Origin of the sequence: Shimazuella soli (assembly GCF_022511585.1) — a bacterium.
Taxonomy (GTDB): Bacteria; Bacillota; Bacilli; order Thermoactinomycetales; family Thermoactinomycetaceae; genus Shimazuella; species Shimazuella soli.
On sequence record NZ_JAKWBN010000007.1, the window covers coordinates 79059 to 94308 of the forward strand.

Sequence of the window (15250 nt, forward strand, 5' to 3'; positions counted from 1 at the left end):
TCCTATAAAATAGGAGTACTTCGTTCTATCTCATTATTATAAAACAATAAAAGAGACGGCTGAAGCACAAGAAAAGTTCATCAAAGAAGCATTTTCCATCGTTTTTGTTTTCCTTTTATTGATTTTTGATGGGACGGATACCTTTATCATTTGTATAAAAAAGAAAGAAATATAAATAATGGAGATAGACGGTGAACTTTTTTGCGTTATTCACCGTCTATTAAGGTATAGAACTATCTTATTGAAGTGGAGGCAGGAGAGGGTAGGGTGTGGACCAAGAGCTTTACGATCTGATCACCAAAGCAAAACAAAGGGATAAAAATGCATTTGAAGCCCTTGTAGAGAGATACAAAAAACAAGTATATTATCAAGCTGTAGCCATGTTGAATGATACCATTGAGGCAGAAGATGTACTTCAAGAAGCATTTCTCAAAGCCTATTTCTCTTTGGAAAATCTAAAAAGTCCCTTTGCCTTCACTTCTTGGTTAAGTAAGATTGTATATCATCTCTGTAATGATCGTTTAAAGAAGCGATATAAAGAGAAAGCGGTTGTCAGTGATTGGCTGACCAATAAAATAGAGAGTATTCAAGACTCAAATCTTCCTATTGAACAAAAACAATTGGAAATGGATTTATACCAAGCTTTGCAGTCTTTATCTCCTGAGCATCGTTCTGCTTTTTTACTAAGGGAAATACAGGGATATTCTTATCAAGACATAGCGAAAATTATGGATGTTCCTGAAGGTACTGTCAAATCAAGAATACATACTGCTCGTATGACATTACGAAATGAATTAAAAAGTCAGAGGTGATCAAAAATGCAACATGTGGATCATTTGCTATCTGCCTATGTAGATAATGAATTGAAAGAACAGGAAAGATTAGTAGTAGAGAAGCATTTGCAAGATTGTACAGATTGCCTCGAACTATATGGAGATTTTACGTGGATGAATGGGCAACTGAAAAATACTTTCGAAAGCCTTTTATTACCGAAGAATATAACCAGCAAGGTAATGCAAGGGATACATTCTCATGAAGAACAAACTTATCGGGAAGTACCAGTTATCTTTTCGTATACTGCCTTACGTTGGAGTACGATAAGTAGTATTTTACTCTTGCTTGTCATTCATATATCTCTGTTTTTTCTATTAGGAAGTCTATTTTCTTTTACTCCTATTCGTATTTTGTACCATCTCGTTCATGGTTTTCATACCGTTTTTTCTGCTATACCGTACTTAAGTCTAACTGTAGCCATTTTCTGTTTCCCTTTGATAGGGGCATCCCTTTGGTCTTTGCGCCTATTGTTGAGTTCAAAGAAGGTGGAGATGCAACAATGAAACAGAAGTTCATTTTATTAAGTCTCCTATTTTGTGTTATTGGGTATATATGGATGGGAAGCGTAAATGTTTATGCATCAAATAATCCAGATATCTTGTCCTTTTCCAATAATAATACGGTGTTTTCATATAAAGATTTGGTAATTTCCGAACGACAAAAAATCGATCACATCGTCGAGTTTGGCGATGATGTTACATTAGCAGGATCGGCTAGAGAAATTATCGTGGTGGGTGGTAATCTTCATCTTAAGAAAAGTGCACAAGTAGGAGAATTAGTACTTGTGATCGGTGGAAAGATTACACAAGAGCCAGGAGCTAAAGTTACAGATGAAATTTTCCATCTGTCTTTTGACCATCAAATGGCAAACAATTTGCTGATCACTAGCAGTTTTTTATTTGGTTGGTGGTTCTTTCGATTCTCTTTCAGTTTGTTACTTTTCATTCTGCCCATAGCAACTGTCCTCATCGCACGGCAACGAATCGATCCTTTTATTGTGAGAATTCGTCAAGAGTTAAAGCAAACCATATTAATAGGTATTACAACTAGTTTATTATTAATAGCCATTGCCTTTCTTCTCATCATTAGTATTATTGGAATCCCGATCCTCATTATTTTAGCCCTTATTCTGGTGGTCTTTAGCATCATTAGTTTAACGGCTGTTTCGATCATGATTGGCGAACAAATTTCCCTGCTAAGAGGCCGCGAAAAATGGCTGATCGCAGCAGTAGGTTCAGCTATCCTTGCTTCCGTTATTAATTTCCCATTATTAGGAGGAATTTTGTTATTAGGTCTTCATTGGTTATCGCTAGGTCTTATGACTACATGGTTATGGGAGAAAAAGGATATATGGAGCAAACCAAAAATTAAAGGAATGAAATAGATGAACTGGTCTAAAACCTTAACATCTACCAAAAAGTACATACTGATTTCTATTTTGTTTTTATCCTTTTTCACATTTGTCTTTGCAAAATTCGCGGATGAATTGGTGGAAGCTGACTTATTTCACTTCGACCAAACTATTATCAATTGGATAGGGACATTTGTTAAACCACAACTTACTTCGATGATGAAATTTTTTACCTTTTTTGGTTCTCCATTAGCATTAATATTATTTCTTATTATTTCTGTGTCGTGGATGGTATGGCAAAAGAAAAGATGGGAGTCTTTGTTTCTTGTCATTGCGATAGCAGGAGGGGGGCTGTTTAACCAATTACTCAAATGGATTTTTCACCGCCAAAGACCCACTCTGCATCGTCTCATTCAAGAAACCGGCTATAGCTTTCCCAGCGGTCATTCCATGATTTCGTTCGTTTTTTATGGAATGATTTGCATGCTGTTAATGGTATTTTTAAAATCTAGAACACCAAAAGTTATTGTGATCATAAGTACTGTTATTATGGTTGTGATGGTTGGGATGAGTCGAATTTATTTAGGAGTCCATTATCCAAGTGATGTTTTAGCTGGATATGCAGCTGGTGGAGCATGGTTAATGATTTGTTTAATAGGTCTGAGGCTTGTTCTGGAGACAAGAGAGAAAAATAGAGGTGAAAAGAATTAAGTTATAAAACTTCTGGGGCGTACAAGGAGTCGGTGTTCATGCATCCTTTTGTGGGAGTATTCTTTCTATTCGGACAGACATCTGTTAAGCTATAGGTAACCAGCCCTAGTTCTGAGGAGGACAAGGTGAGCAGTGACTTGAAAGATCTGTTCGACCAGATCGAAGAAGATGGTGCTCAACTACAGCAAGTGCGCAGTGCAATCGAGGAGGGCGAGGATCGGTGGCTTCGAAGCCTGCTGATTCTCGCCCGGGATTCCATCAGGTGGTACCGGCGGGCAGCTGTGGAGATCCGCGATGCAGGGTACGAGATGGAGAAGCTCCCCATCGGTCAGAGGGGAGGGAGCCCGTATCCGCGCGCCCAGACTTACCTGACCATGGCGGAGGCGTTGCTGACGCCGGTCAACATGCTCCGCGGCCAGACGGATCCACACGTGATCCACGGCATCGAGATGGCGATCGTTCGCCTCGTCCCCTCGGATCTTTCGGAACGGATGAGGTCCAACAGCCTTGGTAATTGAGAACCTTGAAAAACAAATTGACAGGACGAAGACGATCAATTATAGTGAATACATGGTCAGTCATTAATTTATTTTAAATACGTGGGTCTTCTATAGAGGTGAGTGTTTTGAGTAAACAAAAAGAGCGTTTTGAGGCAATGAGGGCGGAAGCAACGAAGAAAATTTTATTTTCAGCAACGAAATTGTTTGCTCAGAAAACGTTTTTTAAAACTACAATGCAGGATATAGCAGATGATGCTGGGGTGAGCAAAGGTTTAGCATATCGGTATTTTTCTTCGAAAGAGGAAATTATGAACCATCTGATTGAATTATCGGTTCCTGGTTTTGATAGTTTATCGACTTTGCTGCATCAAGACAGAGATGAAAAAGAACTTTTGTCAGAAGTGACAGGCTTTTTACTAGAGAATCTGAAACATGATTCCTCTACTTCAGAGGCATTTCAAATCCTTAGTCAGATTGATAGTTTTTCAGAAAATGAGTTAAGTTCTGAGGTAAGGGCAGGTTATGAAAAATCACTCCAAAATCTGATAGCTAATTTTGCTCGGGTGATTAAGTCTGGTCAGGAAAAAGGATATTTTACCGAAGGGAATCCCGAGCATCTTGCTCTCTTTTATTACAGTACGTATCAAGGAGTAGCGTTTTCCAGCCGGACATTTAAAGAAAAATATGTTTATCCTACTGTAGATGTATTTTTGAAGTTTTTAATCAAAGTGTAATAATAGAACTATATTTTTATTTCTAACTGGAGTAACCAATTTAGTGTCAGATGCCTCTTATAGAATAAGGGGTTTTTTGTTATTAGGAAAAAATGTTTTTTTGAGGTGTCGTATAAATCAAATGTTTGTTAAATTCGAATAATGGGATGACCTTATTGTCAAACTGTTGTATCCTATGGTTAGGGCTAGTAATCGTGCTATCCCTGTGTCTACCTTTAAGGAGGTGCACCATGACTGCTAACTCCGAAGACGAGAGCGAGGAGACGAGTCAGTCTGGTTCATCGCTGCCCGTCTTCGTGAAGCCTGATCCCGTAGGGGACGATGAGGCTCGTAGGAATCAGGGGGGTGCCGGTCGCTGATAGGAACTGATCGTTCCTGTTAGTGGAGACAAGGCCGGCTGATCTGTGTTCACATGGATCAGCCGGTCACCCAATAAGTGCGATACCTTGAATTGATATAAAAGAAAGCAACGAAAATTCCTCATTTTTATAGGTGTAACAAACAGACGACCGACTGATATGACATCAGCCGGTCGTTTTGTCCCCTACTAGCAATCAAGGAACAAGTTGCAGCAATCTCAACTCACGTAGAGAACAAGAAGTGCCGCTACCATCCCTGCTCCTACACCGATATTTCGGCATACGGAACAGAAAAAGTAGTCCTTGATACTCTCGTCCCTCAGAGCCTTCTGATACAGCTTGTGAACGACGGCTGCATAGGCGAAGAAAAAGATCATCGAGATGGTTCCTGCAAGCATTATAACTCCCGTAAGGATGATCGCGACAACTTTATCTATATCAGGCAAAAATTAATATGAATAAGATTTATAAAAACTCTTTACATAGGATAAGGGGGTATGGTATATTTACAACTGTAAGATAACTCAATTTAAAAGGTGAAAAGTTTAATACAACATAATTCTTCACATAGAGGAGATCCTACATCGAAAAAGAAGTAGTAAAGATACAAAAACCGAATAAGTATTTGTGTTACTTGTAAAGTGGTTTTTCCTATTCATTTCTCAAAAACGAGTAATGAAAGGCTCAAAAGATACAATATACCCTATAGGGGTAAAAAATTTTTAAGTTCATTATACCCCTATAGGGTATACAGGCAAAGGAGTTTCCTATATGATTGCCCAACAAAAGATGAAAATTACTGGTATGACTTGTGCCGCTTGTGCCAATCGGATCGAAAAAGGACTGAAAAAAGTCGAAGGTGTGTCCGAAGCAAATGTAAATCTTGCCTTAGAAACCGCTACGGTTTCCTATGATACATCTCAAACAAATGCTAAGGAGTTAGAAGAAAAAATTTCTTCCCTTGGATATGGCACTGTCAAAGAAACAGTAGAATTACAACTCACTGGTATGACTTGTGCTGCTTGTGCCAATCGAATTGAAAAAGGCTTAAATAAGTTACCTGGAGTCTCGAAAGCTACTGTGAATTTTGCCCTTGAGACAGCAAGAGTAGAGTATTCACCAAGTGAAGTTACACTAAGCGATATGATTCAGAAGATTGAAAAGCTAGGCTATAAAGCTCAAACGAAAGAAGATACCAAAAATAAAACCGATCATCGCCAGCAAGAAATCAAGAAACAAACCCGTAAATTTATCTTTTCAGCTGTATTGTCTTTTCCGTTGTTATGGGCGATGGTCAGTCATTTTTCTTTTACATCGTTTATTTGGCTGCCAGATATCTTCATGAATCCTTGGTTTCAGTTGATATTAGCTACTCCTGTTCAATTTTTGATCGGTGGACAGTTTTACGTTGGGGCATATAAAGCACTGCGAAACAAAAGTGCTAATATGGATGTTTTAGTAGCTCTAGGAACATCAGCAGCATATTTTTATAGCTTATATCTAACGATTACTAATATGGGACATGGCGGTCATTCTGTCGAGTTATATTATGAAACTAGTGCCGTGCTCATCACCCTTATCATTTTGGGGAAATTATTGGAGGCACGTGCCAAAGGGCGTTCTTCAGAAGCAATCAAGAAACTGATGGGATTACAAGTGAAAACAGCATTAGTTGTCCGGAATGGCGAAGAAAAACATGTTTCTATTGAAGAAGTAGTTGCAGGTGATGTGCTGATTGTCAAACCAGGTGAAAAAATTCCAGTTGATGGAGAAGTGATAGAAGGAACTTCCGCAGTGGATGAGTCCATGCTGACAGGGGAAAGTATCCCGATTGAAAAACAGATCGGGGATGCCGTAATTGGTGCTACGATGAATAAAAATGGACGTCTCTTGGTAAAAGCGACGAAAGTAGGGAGAGACACAGCATTAGCTCAGATTATTCAAGTAGTAGAAGAAGCACAAGGTTCAAAAGCACCGATTCAACGGGTTGCGGATAAAATTTCAGGCGTATTTGTTCCAATTGTCATCGGAATTGCTGTTGTGACCTTTTTTATCTGGTATTTTGCTGTCAGTCCCGGGGAGTTTGCAAATGCGCTGGAAAAGGGAATCGCAGTGTTAGTAATTGCCTGTCCTTGTGCATTGGGATTAGCAACTCCGACTTCGATCATGGCTGGATCAGGTCGTGCAGCAGAATGGGGCGTTTTGTTCAAAGGTGGAGAACATCTGGAATCCACTCATCAAGTTGATACAGTAGTATTGGATAAAACGGGCACGATCACAAATGGAAAACCTGTATTGACAGATATCCTTGTAGCAGAAGGATTAGATAAAACAACATTTTTGTCCTTGATTGGTGCTGCAGAAAAAAACTCTGAACACCCACTAGCAGAAGCAATTGTCGAGGGTATCAAGGATAGAAATATTTCTCTATCTCATGCAGAGGAATTTGAAGCTATTCCAGGCTATGGAATTCGCGCAGTAGTAGAGAAAAAAGAACTATTTATCGGTACAAGAAGATTAATGGCAAGACAGCATATCGAAATAAATCAAGTAGAAAAGGCAATGGCTGAATTAGAAGTATCAGGGAAGACGGCTATGTTAGCAGCGATAGATGGACAGTATGCAGGTTTAGTAGCAGTTGCTGATACGGTAAAAGATACTTCTACAAAAGCAGTACGTCGTTTAAAAGACTTAGGACTTGAAGTGATTATGATTACTGGGGATAACGAGCGAACTGCCGAGGCAATCGGACGCGAAGTAGAGGTTGATCGAGTATTAGCAGAAGTGCTGCCAGAAGCTAAAGCAGAAGAAGTGAAAAAATTGCAGGCGGCCGGCAAGAAAGTAGCAATGGTTGGCGATGGGATCAATGATGCTCCCGCACTGGCAACGGCAGATATTGGGATGGCGATTGGTACAGGGACAGATATAGCAATGGAAGCAGCGGATGTGACCTTAATGCGGGGAGATTTACAGAGTATTGTCGATGCCATTTCGATGAGTCGTAAAACAATGCGTAATATCAAACAAAACCTCTTTTGGGCACTCGCTTATAATGTCATTGGTATTCCCATTGCAGCTATTGGCTTTCTTGCACCTTGGCTGGCTGGGGCTGCTATGGCTCTCAGTTCGGTTTCCGTTGTCTTAAATGCATTACGTCTACAACGAGTAAAACAGTGAGGAGGAACTGCAATGAGCCAATCCCATGTGGTGATTTACACCATTCCCACTTGTCCCGACTGCCATGAGGCAAAACGTTATTTTCGAGAAAAGGGAGTATCTTTTCAGGAGAAAGATTGCACGACTGACCCTGATTACCCTCCAGAAGTTTACAATTTGACTGGAAAACAGATCGTACCTACGTTAGTGATAGATGAACATGTTTTCGTTGGTTTTTCCAATAATTACGATGCGATAGACAAGATAATAAAGGAAGATGGATGAGAGCTCTGATGTATGTTGCATCATCCATCAAAATAATGATTGATTTATTATAGGGTAGATAGGTATACTATAATCACCTTTGAACATCTTAGAATAAAAGGAGAGAAGGGTTATGTTGCAAGTAACGCTAAAAGTAGAAGGTATGAGTTGTAATCACTGTGTTGTTTCTATTGAAGGAGCATTGAAGCAAATTGGCTCAAAAGGAAAAGTCGATTTGGCTAATGATACCGTAACAGTAGAATATGATGAAAAGAAATTGGCTGTAGAGCAAATTAAAGAAGCAATCGAAGATCAAGGTTACGATGTTCTTTGATCAAATGATTTTAACAATAAAGGGAGCAAGCTGATAACCAGCAAGCTCCTTATCACGTTACAAAATAGAAAGAGGTTACTAGATGAAACGTATGGTCGTTATTTTAACAAGTATAATATTTTTAACTGCATGCAGTACCAATAGCCCTTCTTCACACACTGATCATAGTCAGCAGCATCATTCCACTCACACTGATCACAATCAAAATCAGTCATCTGAACAGGAAGATCACATAAAAGTAGCATATTCCTTTAAAGAAGGGAAAGCAGAAGCGAATAAAGATACAGTCATTCAAATTCATGTTCAAGATGAAAAAGGGAAACCAATTGAGCGATTTGACACCACTCATGAGAAAAAATTACATCTCATAGTCGTTAGTAAAGATTTGCATTACTTTAACCATATTCATCCTGAGTTAAAAGGAAAGGGATTATTTGAAGTGACCACACGGTTTCCTGCTGGTGGAGAATACAAACTATTCTCTGATTTCGTTCCTACAGGGGGCACTGCCACAACAAAGAGTGAATGGGTCAAAGTGGAAGGAAAACCTTCAGCTTCTGTTTCTATTCAACCTGATCAGAATTGGACAAAGTCAGTAAACGGCAAAGAGATAACATTGGAAACAGATCGTTTACAAGCTGGAAAAGAGACAATGTTGACCTTTATGATTAAAGATGATCAGACTAAAAAACCGATTACAAACTTGGAGCAATATTTAGGTGCGGTGGGACATGTTGTGATAATAACAAAAGATACAAATAAATATTTACATGTACATCCAATGGAAGAAAAAGCAACAGGTCCTGATGCTAAATTTATGACTACTTTCCCTCAGCGTGGTATCTATAAAATCTGGGCTCAATTCCAACATGAAGGAAAAGTCATCACCGTTCCGTTTGTGGTGAACGTATCATAAAAGACACTTAGGCTAATAGAGTGGATATAGGGTAGGGGGCTATGTTAAAATAAGGGGAGGAATCAGTATTTAAGATCGGAGAGAATGATCATGGATATAAATACAAATGAAAAAGGGACCCAAGAAGCTTGCCATGCAGAGGATGTCCGTAAAAGTCATCACTCTGATAAAATCAAGAAAAACCTGATGAACCGTTTAAGTCGAATAGAAGGACAAGTTCGTGGTGTCAAAGGATTGATAGAAAAGGATACGTATTGCGATGATGTGTTAAATCAAATTGCTTCCATTCAATCCGCATTAAATGGTGTTGGCAAGCTGCTGCTAGAACAGCATTTGAAAACGTGTGTAGTAGAACGATTTCAGGAAGGCGATGAAGAGGTAATTGATGAACTATTGATCACTGTGAACAAGCTGATGAAATAAAAGAGATCATTGGATGTCTGTTTCAGCAAACAATAGGACGAGATATTCCATTTTACCTTTCTCCCTTTTTTTCGATAGAATAGTATAAGCCAACTGATAGTTTGTACTAGTGGTAGAAAAGGAGTTGTTTGTGATGGAACAGAATCAGGGCAAGAAAAGACATACCGGTTGGAGAATACTAGGTTATATTTGTGTTGTACTTACTGTACTTTTGGCATTAGCCGCTATAAACAATATTGCTGGTGCAAGCGGCGGTGATGCTGCTGAGCGTATAGGGCGAATTATCGGCGCTGTACTTGTTCCTGTATTGGTGGGATTTTTTGCTCGTTACTGTTTTCGCCGGTCAAACCGATAGATAAATAAGGAAACCCGCTGCGAAAACTATGCAGCGGGCTTTTTTCTGCGCAATCTTCCATACAAAATAAAGATTTCCATCAGCAGACCGATTCCAGCAGAAGTCCAAATTTGTTTTGTGACTGACCCGTCTAATTTTGTTGCAAGCATTGGTCGAAGCCAGCCGGAAGGGTCTGCTATAACGTTTACTTTTTGTCCGACCTTTAAGTTATCCCAGCAGCCTGTTGCTTCTGTCATCGTGTATCGGATAGGTTTTCTATCTGTTGTTACAATCGTGCGGCTTTTTTCTTTTGTGTTTCAAATAAAAAACAACCATACTTGATAGAATAAATTCAAGTATGGTTGTTTTCTTCATCTTTTTCTTTTAACAGCCAACCAATTTCTAGTGCTTGTACCAACAAAGTAGCCGTTGATTGGTTTGTTGCTAGAGGTATACCATAAACATCGCATAGGCGAAGCAAAGCACTGATATCGGGTTCATGAGGCTGCGCGGTGAGTGGGTCACGAAAGAAAAAGATCAAATCGAGATCACCCATGGCAATGAGAGAACCTATTTGCTGATCTCCGCCTAATGGTCCTGATTTTAATAGATGAATGTCCAAATTTGTCGCTTCCATGATGCGTTTTCCGGTTGTTCCTGTTGCATAGAGGGAATATGGCTGAAAAACAGATTCATATTTCCTCATAAACTCAACCATTTCTACTTTCTTTTTATCGTGGGCTACTAGAGCTATTTTCAACGTAACCGCCCCATTTATCAGATTTCATCTGTTATAGCTAGGAGATGTAATTATTATATATGATTTGTAGGTTGAATTTAAGAGAATGAAATGACTGTTTTATTTTCCATAATTAGTATAAATTTATTTATTAAATATATAAAAATAATGCCAAATGGCTAATTTTTCGATATTTCTGTTGACGTTAAAGCATAATTTTATTAGTCTTATAAAGGTTCCACAAATAAAAAAATGCACAGCAAAGAAAGGAATGAATTACTTTGGAATCTTATTTTCATTTGGAAACTTATACAAATGACACGAGAAGCAAAATTTATCGAGAAGTAAAAAATATCCCTGCTACAGAATTGGAATCCACTATCCCAGCAGGTGTTTCTACAAGTACAAAACCAAAATGGATGAACTGGTTACGTGTAGTCCCATTTCTTAAATTCTAGGATTCCTCTTCTTTTCTCGCTTCGCTTCTTCTGCATTTGTTATTCCTATCGTTTGATTACCTAAATTCCCATTCTTCATCTTTTTCTATGTCATTGTTTTAAAGGAGACATTTTCAAATGAAATATTAGCAAGAATTGTTTAGTACTGGATAATTAAGCAGTATTTACACCAAAGACAGGTTTGGATATTAGGTCAAACTCTACTGCCTAATACGAAAATCTGTCTTTTTTGTTGTTTTATGCTGAAAGCGATTTCTTCTTATTATTCATTTTTACGCGAAAAGCTTGTCTTTGTCAATAATTTTTTTGATGTATTAAATTTATTTCATTTAAATTTCTGTGAATAACTATTACATAGAGAGTTTTGGAAGAAAATTTTTTAGTTTTATAGTTTCGTAGAATAATTTAAGGTTTTTAATTTGGTAAGAATTAGCTGTTCATTTCAGAAAATTAGATGAATGCCTTTTTGAAGATGGAAGTTCAAAAACTATCCTAGCATTTTTTGGGGATGTTTTTTTATCATGCATAAAGCGCGAATTTTTGCTGCAATTTTAGTAGCCTATACTGGCGATTCGACACTCTACGAGGAGTACCTGTGGCAGCGATCCGTGAGATCCCGGAACCGGAGCAGTTCCTGAGGAACGAGGATGACCAGTTCACCCTCATCATCATCACCCCCTCGGGTGAGAAGTACTACTTGGTTCCCTACTCGGAGGAGCTCTTCCCGAGTTTCCTCAAGGCTCTTCGGGTTCGTCCCGGAGACAAGGGGATCTGGTGGGCGTTTCGACCGCCGAGCGTCATCGACAGCGAGGAGAAGGGTCGGAACCACTACGACCGTGCGATCCACGAGTGCATCGAGGACCGCAAGCGTCAGCCGTACATGATGCTCAACGAAAAGCGCGAAGTCGTTGGGATCATCTCGATCACGGACATCATCCGTGAGACCAAGTTCGGCAAGCTCGTCAGGAGGTTCCTGAGCGACAAGCTCGTCATCGAGCTGAATGCCGAGATCCTCAAGCTCGACGTGAGGATCACGAAGCTGGACCACAAGCTTGAAAGGCTTGTAGGCAAGCTCAACCCGCACCTCTACCTGTTCGGCAAGCGGTTCACCTGGTTCGGCAAGCGCCTCATCAAGTGTATCCAGCTCGGCAAGTCAGGCAAGTTCGGCTGGGTGGTGCTCAACGAGGAGCACCAGCATCAGGGACTCGCTTCCGCAGCGATCGCCCGACTGGAGGAGTGGGGTTTCGAAGGCAACCGCTTCGACGTTCTCACCGCAGACATCGCGGACAAGAACAAGAAGTCCCTTCGCTGCTTCGAGCGGCGAAACTTCAAGCGCGAGGTCGACGGTGAGCCCAGGCCCGGCGCCGATGGTGAGCTGAACACCATGGGGTTCTATGTGAAGAAGCGCGCTGCGTAACCTCCACAGGTATCTCTTCACAGAAGTGTCCTCCCTACCAGCATGCACTGTGCAGGTGGGGAGGTGCTACATAAATAGATCGAATATTTTGATCATATAATTTTAAAAACTCCTTTCATCCCGATTATAGACATCTTGCACAATTATTTGCCTTTTTAAAGTCTCCCCTTTTTTAATTTATCTATATAATGACTCTATTATTTTCTCTTCCAAGATTTAAAACCAACTTTAGTGTATTCGATGCTTAATTTCATTGATAAAGAAGAAGTGATCAGCTCCTTCTCATGAAATAGAGAATGTTATTTTTTTGTGCATAATTTTGTCCTACATACATAATATCTAATCTCCTATAATTATACAATTCTTATTTTTTGTATTTTTTTATTTTTTTGGGGTTGACATACTATTTTTCCTATATGTTACAATATTGGAGTATCACAGAAATATTTTTCAGCTTGACGATATACTTTGCTGATATGTTTCTGTTTTGCGAATTTGTTGCCTCTGCAGAAATCCCCGCAAATGATAATAGAATAGACATAGTGTTCTTTCTCACGCCGAAGAAAATAGTTGTTTTCCTCTGCCCGTTTTGGGCTGCTTTGTGTGCAAAACAGATGCAAAACTTCTTTTGTCCCATCATTATTTTTCCTCGAAAGGATGAAGTGGATGGCATTGCTTCGGCGGTTTTCGACAACTACGAAGGGCGCGATGACTTTTACTGGTAATACGCTCGGCTATGGTGAGCTAAATACCATCTATAATGACATTGGCGCGTTTCTGACCCTCGATGTTTCCCAGCAAGTTCCTGGTTACCCTCTTGGAAGTACACTCGATTGGAAAAAGAATTCTTCGATGGCTTATCTCAATCTCCCTGCCGGCAGTGAAGTGTTATATGCAGAATTGATTTGGGGGGGTTCCACTAAATCAAGTAAAGAAGATGTGACAAGTGAGATCAATACTCCCGTTACATTAATGGATTCATTGGGAGGATCGCAGTCGATCACACCTGATCCTGCAACAGCCCAGCAAGTCACCCATGAATCGCAAGTGTTTTATATTCGTTCTGCGGATATTACGGATATCGTGAAAAACAGCGGTGCTGGGTCTTATGTAGTCTATGGCGTGCCAGCTACGGTACTCCATCCAAGCAGAAGTAATGCTGCTGGTTGGACACTGGCAGTTATTTATAAAGATGTATCTCTAGCCCTGCGCAATATGAACCTCTTTGTAGGTATTGCCTCGATCGACCGAACTGGATTTGTCGATCAAACCATCTCTGGTTTTGCTACCCCTGATTCAAGACCATTCGCTGCACGTGCGTTATTGACAGCGATAGAAGGTGATAGTTTCATCCCCAAAGATCAGTTTTTATTTGGACCTGATACAAGCAGTTTACAAGTTATTTCTGGACCAAATAATTTAGCTGATAATTTTTTCGCTTCTCAGATCAATGATGACAATGGAAATTTGGACACCAATGGGACAGCTGGTACAAACAATGTAATCCCTGGCCAAAAGCAATCCGCCAATCGCTATGGTTGGGATATTACCAATGTCGATGTTTCTAGTGCGATGGATACATCCCAGACATCTGCAATTGCACGTCTTGCGACGAAAGGAGATGGATTTGTCTTATCTGGCCTTGGATTGCAGATTGATGTAAACAGCCCAGATATACAAATGGAGAAAACCGTTGACAAAGATATTGCTGTAGTTGGAGATATATTGACCTATACTATTTTGCTTTCTAACAATGGATTGGTAGAAGCAGAGAATGCCATTTTTACGGATAAACTCCCTGCGAGTGTTTCGTTTGTTCCCGGCAGTTTGCAAATAGATGGAATTGCTCAACCGACAGCAGACCCTACCAGAGGTGTATCGGTTGGTTCCGTATCTATCGAAGGACCAGTGGAAATTGTATTTCAAGTAGAAGTTACTTCTGTTCCGCCAAGTGGGAAAGTCCTCAACAAAGGAATGTTAGATTATGAGTTTCATAGTGCCCCTAGCCTTCCTGTGAGCTATGGTTCGAATGAATCAAATGAAGTAGAAACCGTGGTCAAACGAGTTCAAATTGATGCGGTGAAAATGGAAGATAAATCGGTTTACGACAAAGAAAATGAAGTAATTACGTATACCATTCTCGTCTCTAATAATGGTGATGTTGATGCTAATAATATTTTGGTCAAAGATGCGATTCCAGTTGGCACTGCCTTTGTTCCAGGCAGTATAAAAGTGAATGGCACTTCCACAACAGGTGATCTAACATCTGGTATCCCAGTTGGTTCCCTTGCTCCTGATCAGAGTGTGGAAATCACGTTCCAAGTATCTGTGCTAGCTCCATTACCATCGCAAATAGATAATCAAGCAGAAGTGAGTTATGACTATCAATTAAAGCCAGATGGCGAGGTTATATCAGAAAGCGAGACAACAAATGTTGTTACGGCAGTGATCCTAACAGAATGCCAGAAAGCACAAAATCAAATTTTTGAATCAGTAGCACAGCAAGAAGTGGCATTAGCTAGATTGATACAGGCAGAAAGCACCAAAGTAAAAACAGCAGTAGAAGCTTTTTCGGAAGGAAGAATTACTGCCAGTCAACTTGCAAGAATCAATCGCAGTGCTGAACAGGTGACACGAAAAATAGCTCAGTTGGAGAACGTCCTCAAAGAAAAACTGGATATCGCCAAGCAGATTTGTTGCTCGTAATGTGATTCAAAGCA

General features: G+C 39.9%; 18 protein-coding genes. 15 read left to right on the top strand and 3 right to left on the bottom strand.

Annotated features, from left to right (window positions below; genetic code table 11):
* Nucleotides 1-269 precede the first annotated feature (269 nt).
* From MK805_RS14295 to MK805_RS14320, 6 genes are all read left to right on the top strand, one after another.
* On the top strand, nucleotides 270-812 hold the full coding sequence (locus tag MK805_RS14295; RefSeq protein WP_240876570.1) for an RNA polymerase sigma factor: 543 nt from the start codon (nucleotides 270-272) through the stop codon (nucleotides 810-812).
* Nucleotides 813-818: 6 nt separating this feature from the next.
* Nucleotides 819-1337, top strand: coding sequence for an anti-sigma factor family protein (locus tag MK805_RS14300; RefSeq protein ID WP_240876571.1), 519 nt, complete (start codon nucleotides 819-821; stop codon nucleotides 1335-1337).
* Nucleotides 1334-2218, top strand: coding sequence for a DUF8173 domain-containing protein (locus MK805_RS14305; RefSeq protein ID WP_240876572.1), 885 nt, complete (start codon nucleotides 1334-1336; stop codon nucleotides 2216-2218). Before MK805_RS14300 ends, MK805_RS14305 begins: the two co-directional genes overlap by 4 nt.
* Complete coding sequence (locus tag MK805_RS14310; RefSeq protein WP_240876573.1) at nucleotides 2219-2896, top strand: phosphatase PAP2 family protein; 678 nt, start codon at nucleotides 2219-2221, stop codon at nucleotides 2894-2896.
* A gap of 125 nt (nucleotides 2897-3021) precedes the next feature.
* On the top strand, nucleotides 3022-3414 hold the full coding sequence (locus MK805_RS14315) for a hypothetical protein (RefSeq protein ID WP_240876574.1): 393 nt from the start codon (nucleotides 3022-3024) through the stop codon (nucleotides 3412-3414).
* A gap of 107 nt (nucleotides 3415-3521) precedes the next feature.
* Nucleotides 3522-4130, top strand: a complete 609-nt coding sequence (locus tag MK805_RS14320; RefSeq protein ID WP_240876575.1) for a TetR/AcrR family transcriptional regulator — start codon at nucleotides 3522-3524, stop codon at nucleotides 4128-4130.
* Nucleotides 4131-4707: 577 nt separating this feature from the next.
* Here MK805_RS14320 and MK805_RS14325 read toward each other — a convergent pair.
* On the bottom strand, nucleotides 4708-4887 hold the full coding sequence (locus tag MK805_RS14325; protein WP_240876576.1) for a hypothetical protein: 180 nt from the start codon (nucleotides 4885-4887) through the stop codon (nucleotides 4708-4710).
* A gap of 373 nt (nucleotides 4888-5260) precedes the next feature.
* Between MK805_RS14325 and MK805_RS14330 the strand changes: the two genes are divergently transcribed.
* The 6 genes from MK805_RS14330 (at nucleotide 5261) to MK805_RS14355 (ending at nucleotide 9937) form a co-directional block, all read left to right on the top strand.
* A complete protein-coding gene (locus MK805_RS14330; RefSeq protein WP_255724663.1) occupies nucleotides 5261-7666 on the top strand; it encodes a heavy metal translocating P-type ATPase in 2406 nt (801 codons plus the stop codon).
* A gap of 12 nt (nucleotides 7667-7678) precedes the next feature.
* Nucleotides 7679-7930, top strand: a complete 252-nt coding sequence (locus MK805_RS14335; RefSeq protein ID WP_240876577.1) for a glutaredoxin family protein — start codon at nucleotides 7679-7681, stop codon at nucleotides 7928-7930.
* Between the two features lie 112 nt (nucleotides 7931-8042).
* Nucleotides 8043-8243 carry a copper ion binding protein gene (locus tag MK805_RS14340; protein WP_240876578.1) on the top strand — a complete coding sequence of 67 codons (201 nt, stop codon included), beginning with the start codon at nucleotides 8043-8045 and terminating at the stop codon, nucleotides 8241-8243.
* An 82-nt stretch (nucleotides 8244-8325) separates the two neighbouring features.
* Nucleotides 8326-9159, top strand: coding sequence for a hypothetical protein (locus MK805_RS14345; protein ID WP_240876579.1), 834 nt, complete (start codon nucleotides 8326-8328; stop codon nucleotides 9157-9159).
* A gap of 90 nt (nucleotides 9160-9249) precedes the next feature.
* Nucleotides 9250-9582 (top strand): metal-sensitive transcriptional regulator, encoded by a 333-nt coding sequence (locus MK805_RS14350; RefSeq protein ID WP_240876580.1) that lies wholly within the window; start codon nucleotides 9250-9252, stop codon nucleotides 9580-9582.
* Between the two features lie 133 nt (nucleotides 9583-9715).
* Entirely contained in the window at nucleotides 9716-9937 is a 222-nt protein-coding gene (locus MK805_RS14355; RefSeq protein ID WP_240876581.1) for a hypothetical protein, read from the top strand.
* 26 nt (nucleotides 9938-9963) lie between these two features.
* On the opposite strand, the gene MK805_RS14360 is transcribed toward MK805_RS14355, so the two are convergent.
* Entirely contained in the window at nucleotides 9964-10173 is a 210-nt protein-coding gene (locus tag MK805_RS14360; RefSeq protein ID WP_240876582.1) for a hypothetical protein, read from the bottom strand.
* 95 nt (nucleotides 10174-10268) lie between these two features.
* The gene (gene mgsA / locus MK805_RS14365) at nucleotides 10269-10676 is read right to left on the bottom strand and encodes a methylglyoxal synthase (RefSeq protein WP_240876583.1); all 408 of its coding nucleotides are present in this window, start codon (nucleotides 10674-10676) and stop codon (nucleotides 10269-10271) included.
* A gap of 278 nt (nucleotides 10677-10954) precedes the next feature.
* On the opposite strand from mgsA, the gene MK805_RS14370 reads away from it, so the two are divergent.
* From MK805_RS14370 to MK805_RS14380, 3 genes are all read left to right on the top strand, one after another.
* Nucleotides 10955-11113: a hypothetical protein gene (locus MK805_RS14370; RefSeq protein WP_240876584.1), complete on the top strand. Its 159-nt coding sequence runs from the start codon at nucleotides 10955-10957 to the stop codon at nucleotides 11111-11113.
* A 595-nt stretch (nucleotides 11114-11708) separates the two neighbouring features.
* Entirely contained in the window at nucleotides 11709-12530 is an 822-nt protein-coding gene (locus MK805_RS14375; protein WP_240876585.1) for a GNAT family N-acetyltransferase, read from the top strand.
* A 666-nt stretch (nucleotides 12531-13196) separates the two neighbouring features.
* On the top strand, nucleotides 13197-15236 hold the full coding sequence (locus MK805_RS14380; RefSeq protein ID WP_240876586.1) for an alpha-helical endospore appendage domain-containing protein: 2040 nt from the start codon (nucleotides 13197-13199) through the stop codon (nucleotides 15234-15236).
* Nucleotides 15237-15250: the final 14 nt, after the last annotated feature.

Coding starts and splice junctions, on each gene's coding strand:
- MK805_RS14300 (WP_240876571.1), top strand. CDS start 819: ATGCAACATGTGGATCATTTGCTATCTGCCTATGTAGATAATGAATTG.
- MK805_RS14305 (WP_240876572.1), top strand. CDS start 1,334: ATGAAACAGAAGTTCATTTTATTAAGTCTCCTATTTTGTGTTATTGGG.
- MK805_RS14310 (WP_240876573.1), top strand. CDS start 2,219: ATGAACTGGTCTAAAACCTTAACATCTACCAAAAAGTACATACTGATT.
- MK805_RS14325 (WP_240876576.1), bottom strand. CDS start 4,887: ATGCTTGCAGGAACCATCTCGATGATCTTTTTCTTCGCCTATGCAGCC.
- MK805_RS14330 (WP_255724663.1), top strand. CDS start 5,261: ATGATTGCCCAACAAAAGATGAAAATTACTGGTATGACTTGTGCCGCT.
- MK805_RS14335 (WP_240876577.1), top strand. CDS start 7,679: ATGAGCCAATCCCATGTGGTGATTTACACCATTCCCACTTGTCCCGAC.
- MK805_RS14340 (WP_240876578.1), top strand. CDS start 8,043: ATGTTGCAAGTAACGCTAAAAGTAGAAGGTATGAGTTGTAATCACTGT.
- MK805_RS14345 (WP_240876579.1), top strand. CDS start 8,326: ATGAAACGTATGGTCGTTATTTTAACAAGTATAATATTTTTAACTGCA.
- MK805_RS14350 (WP_240876580.1), top strand. CDS start 9,250: ATGGATATAAATACAAATGAAAAAGGGACCCAAGAAGCTTGCCATGCA.
- MK805_RS14355 (WP_240876581.1), top strand. CDS start 9,716: ATGGAACAGAATCAGGGCAAGAAAAGACATACCGGTTGGAGAATACTA.
- MK805_RS14360 (WP_240876582.1), bottom strand. CDS start 10,173: ATGACAGAAGCAACAGGCTGCTGGGATAACTTAAAGGTCGGACAAAAA.
- MK805_RS14380 (WP_240876586.1), top strand. CDS start 13,197: ATGGCATTGCTTCGGCGGTTTTCGACAACTACGAAGGGCGCGATGACT.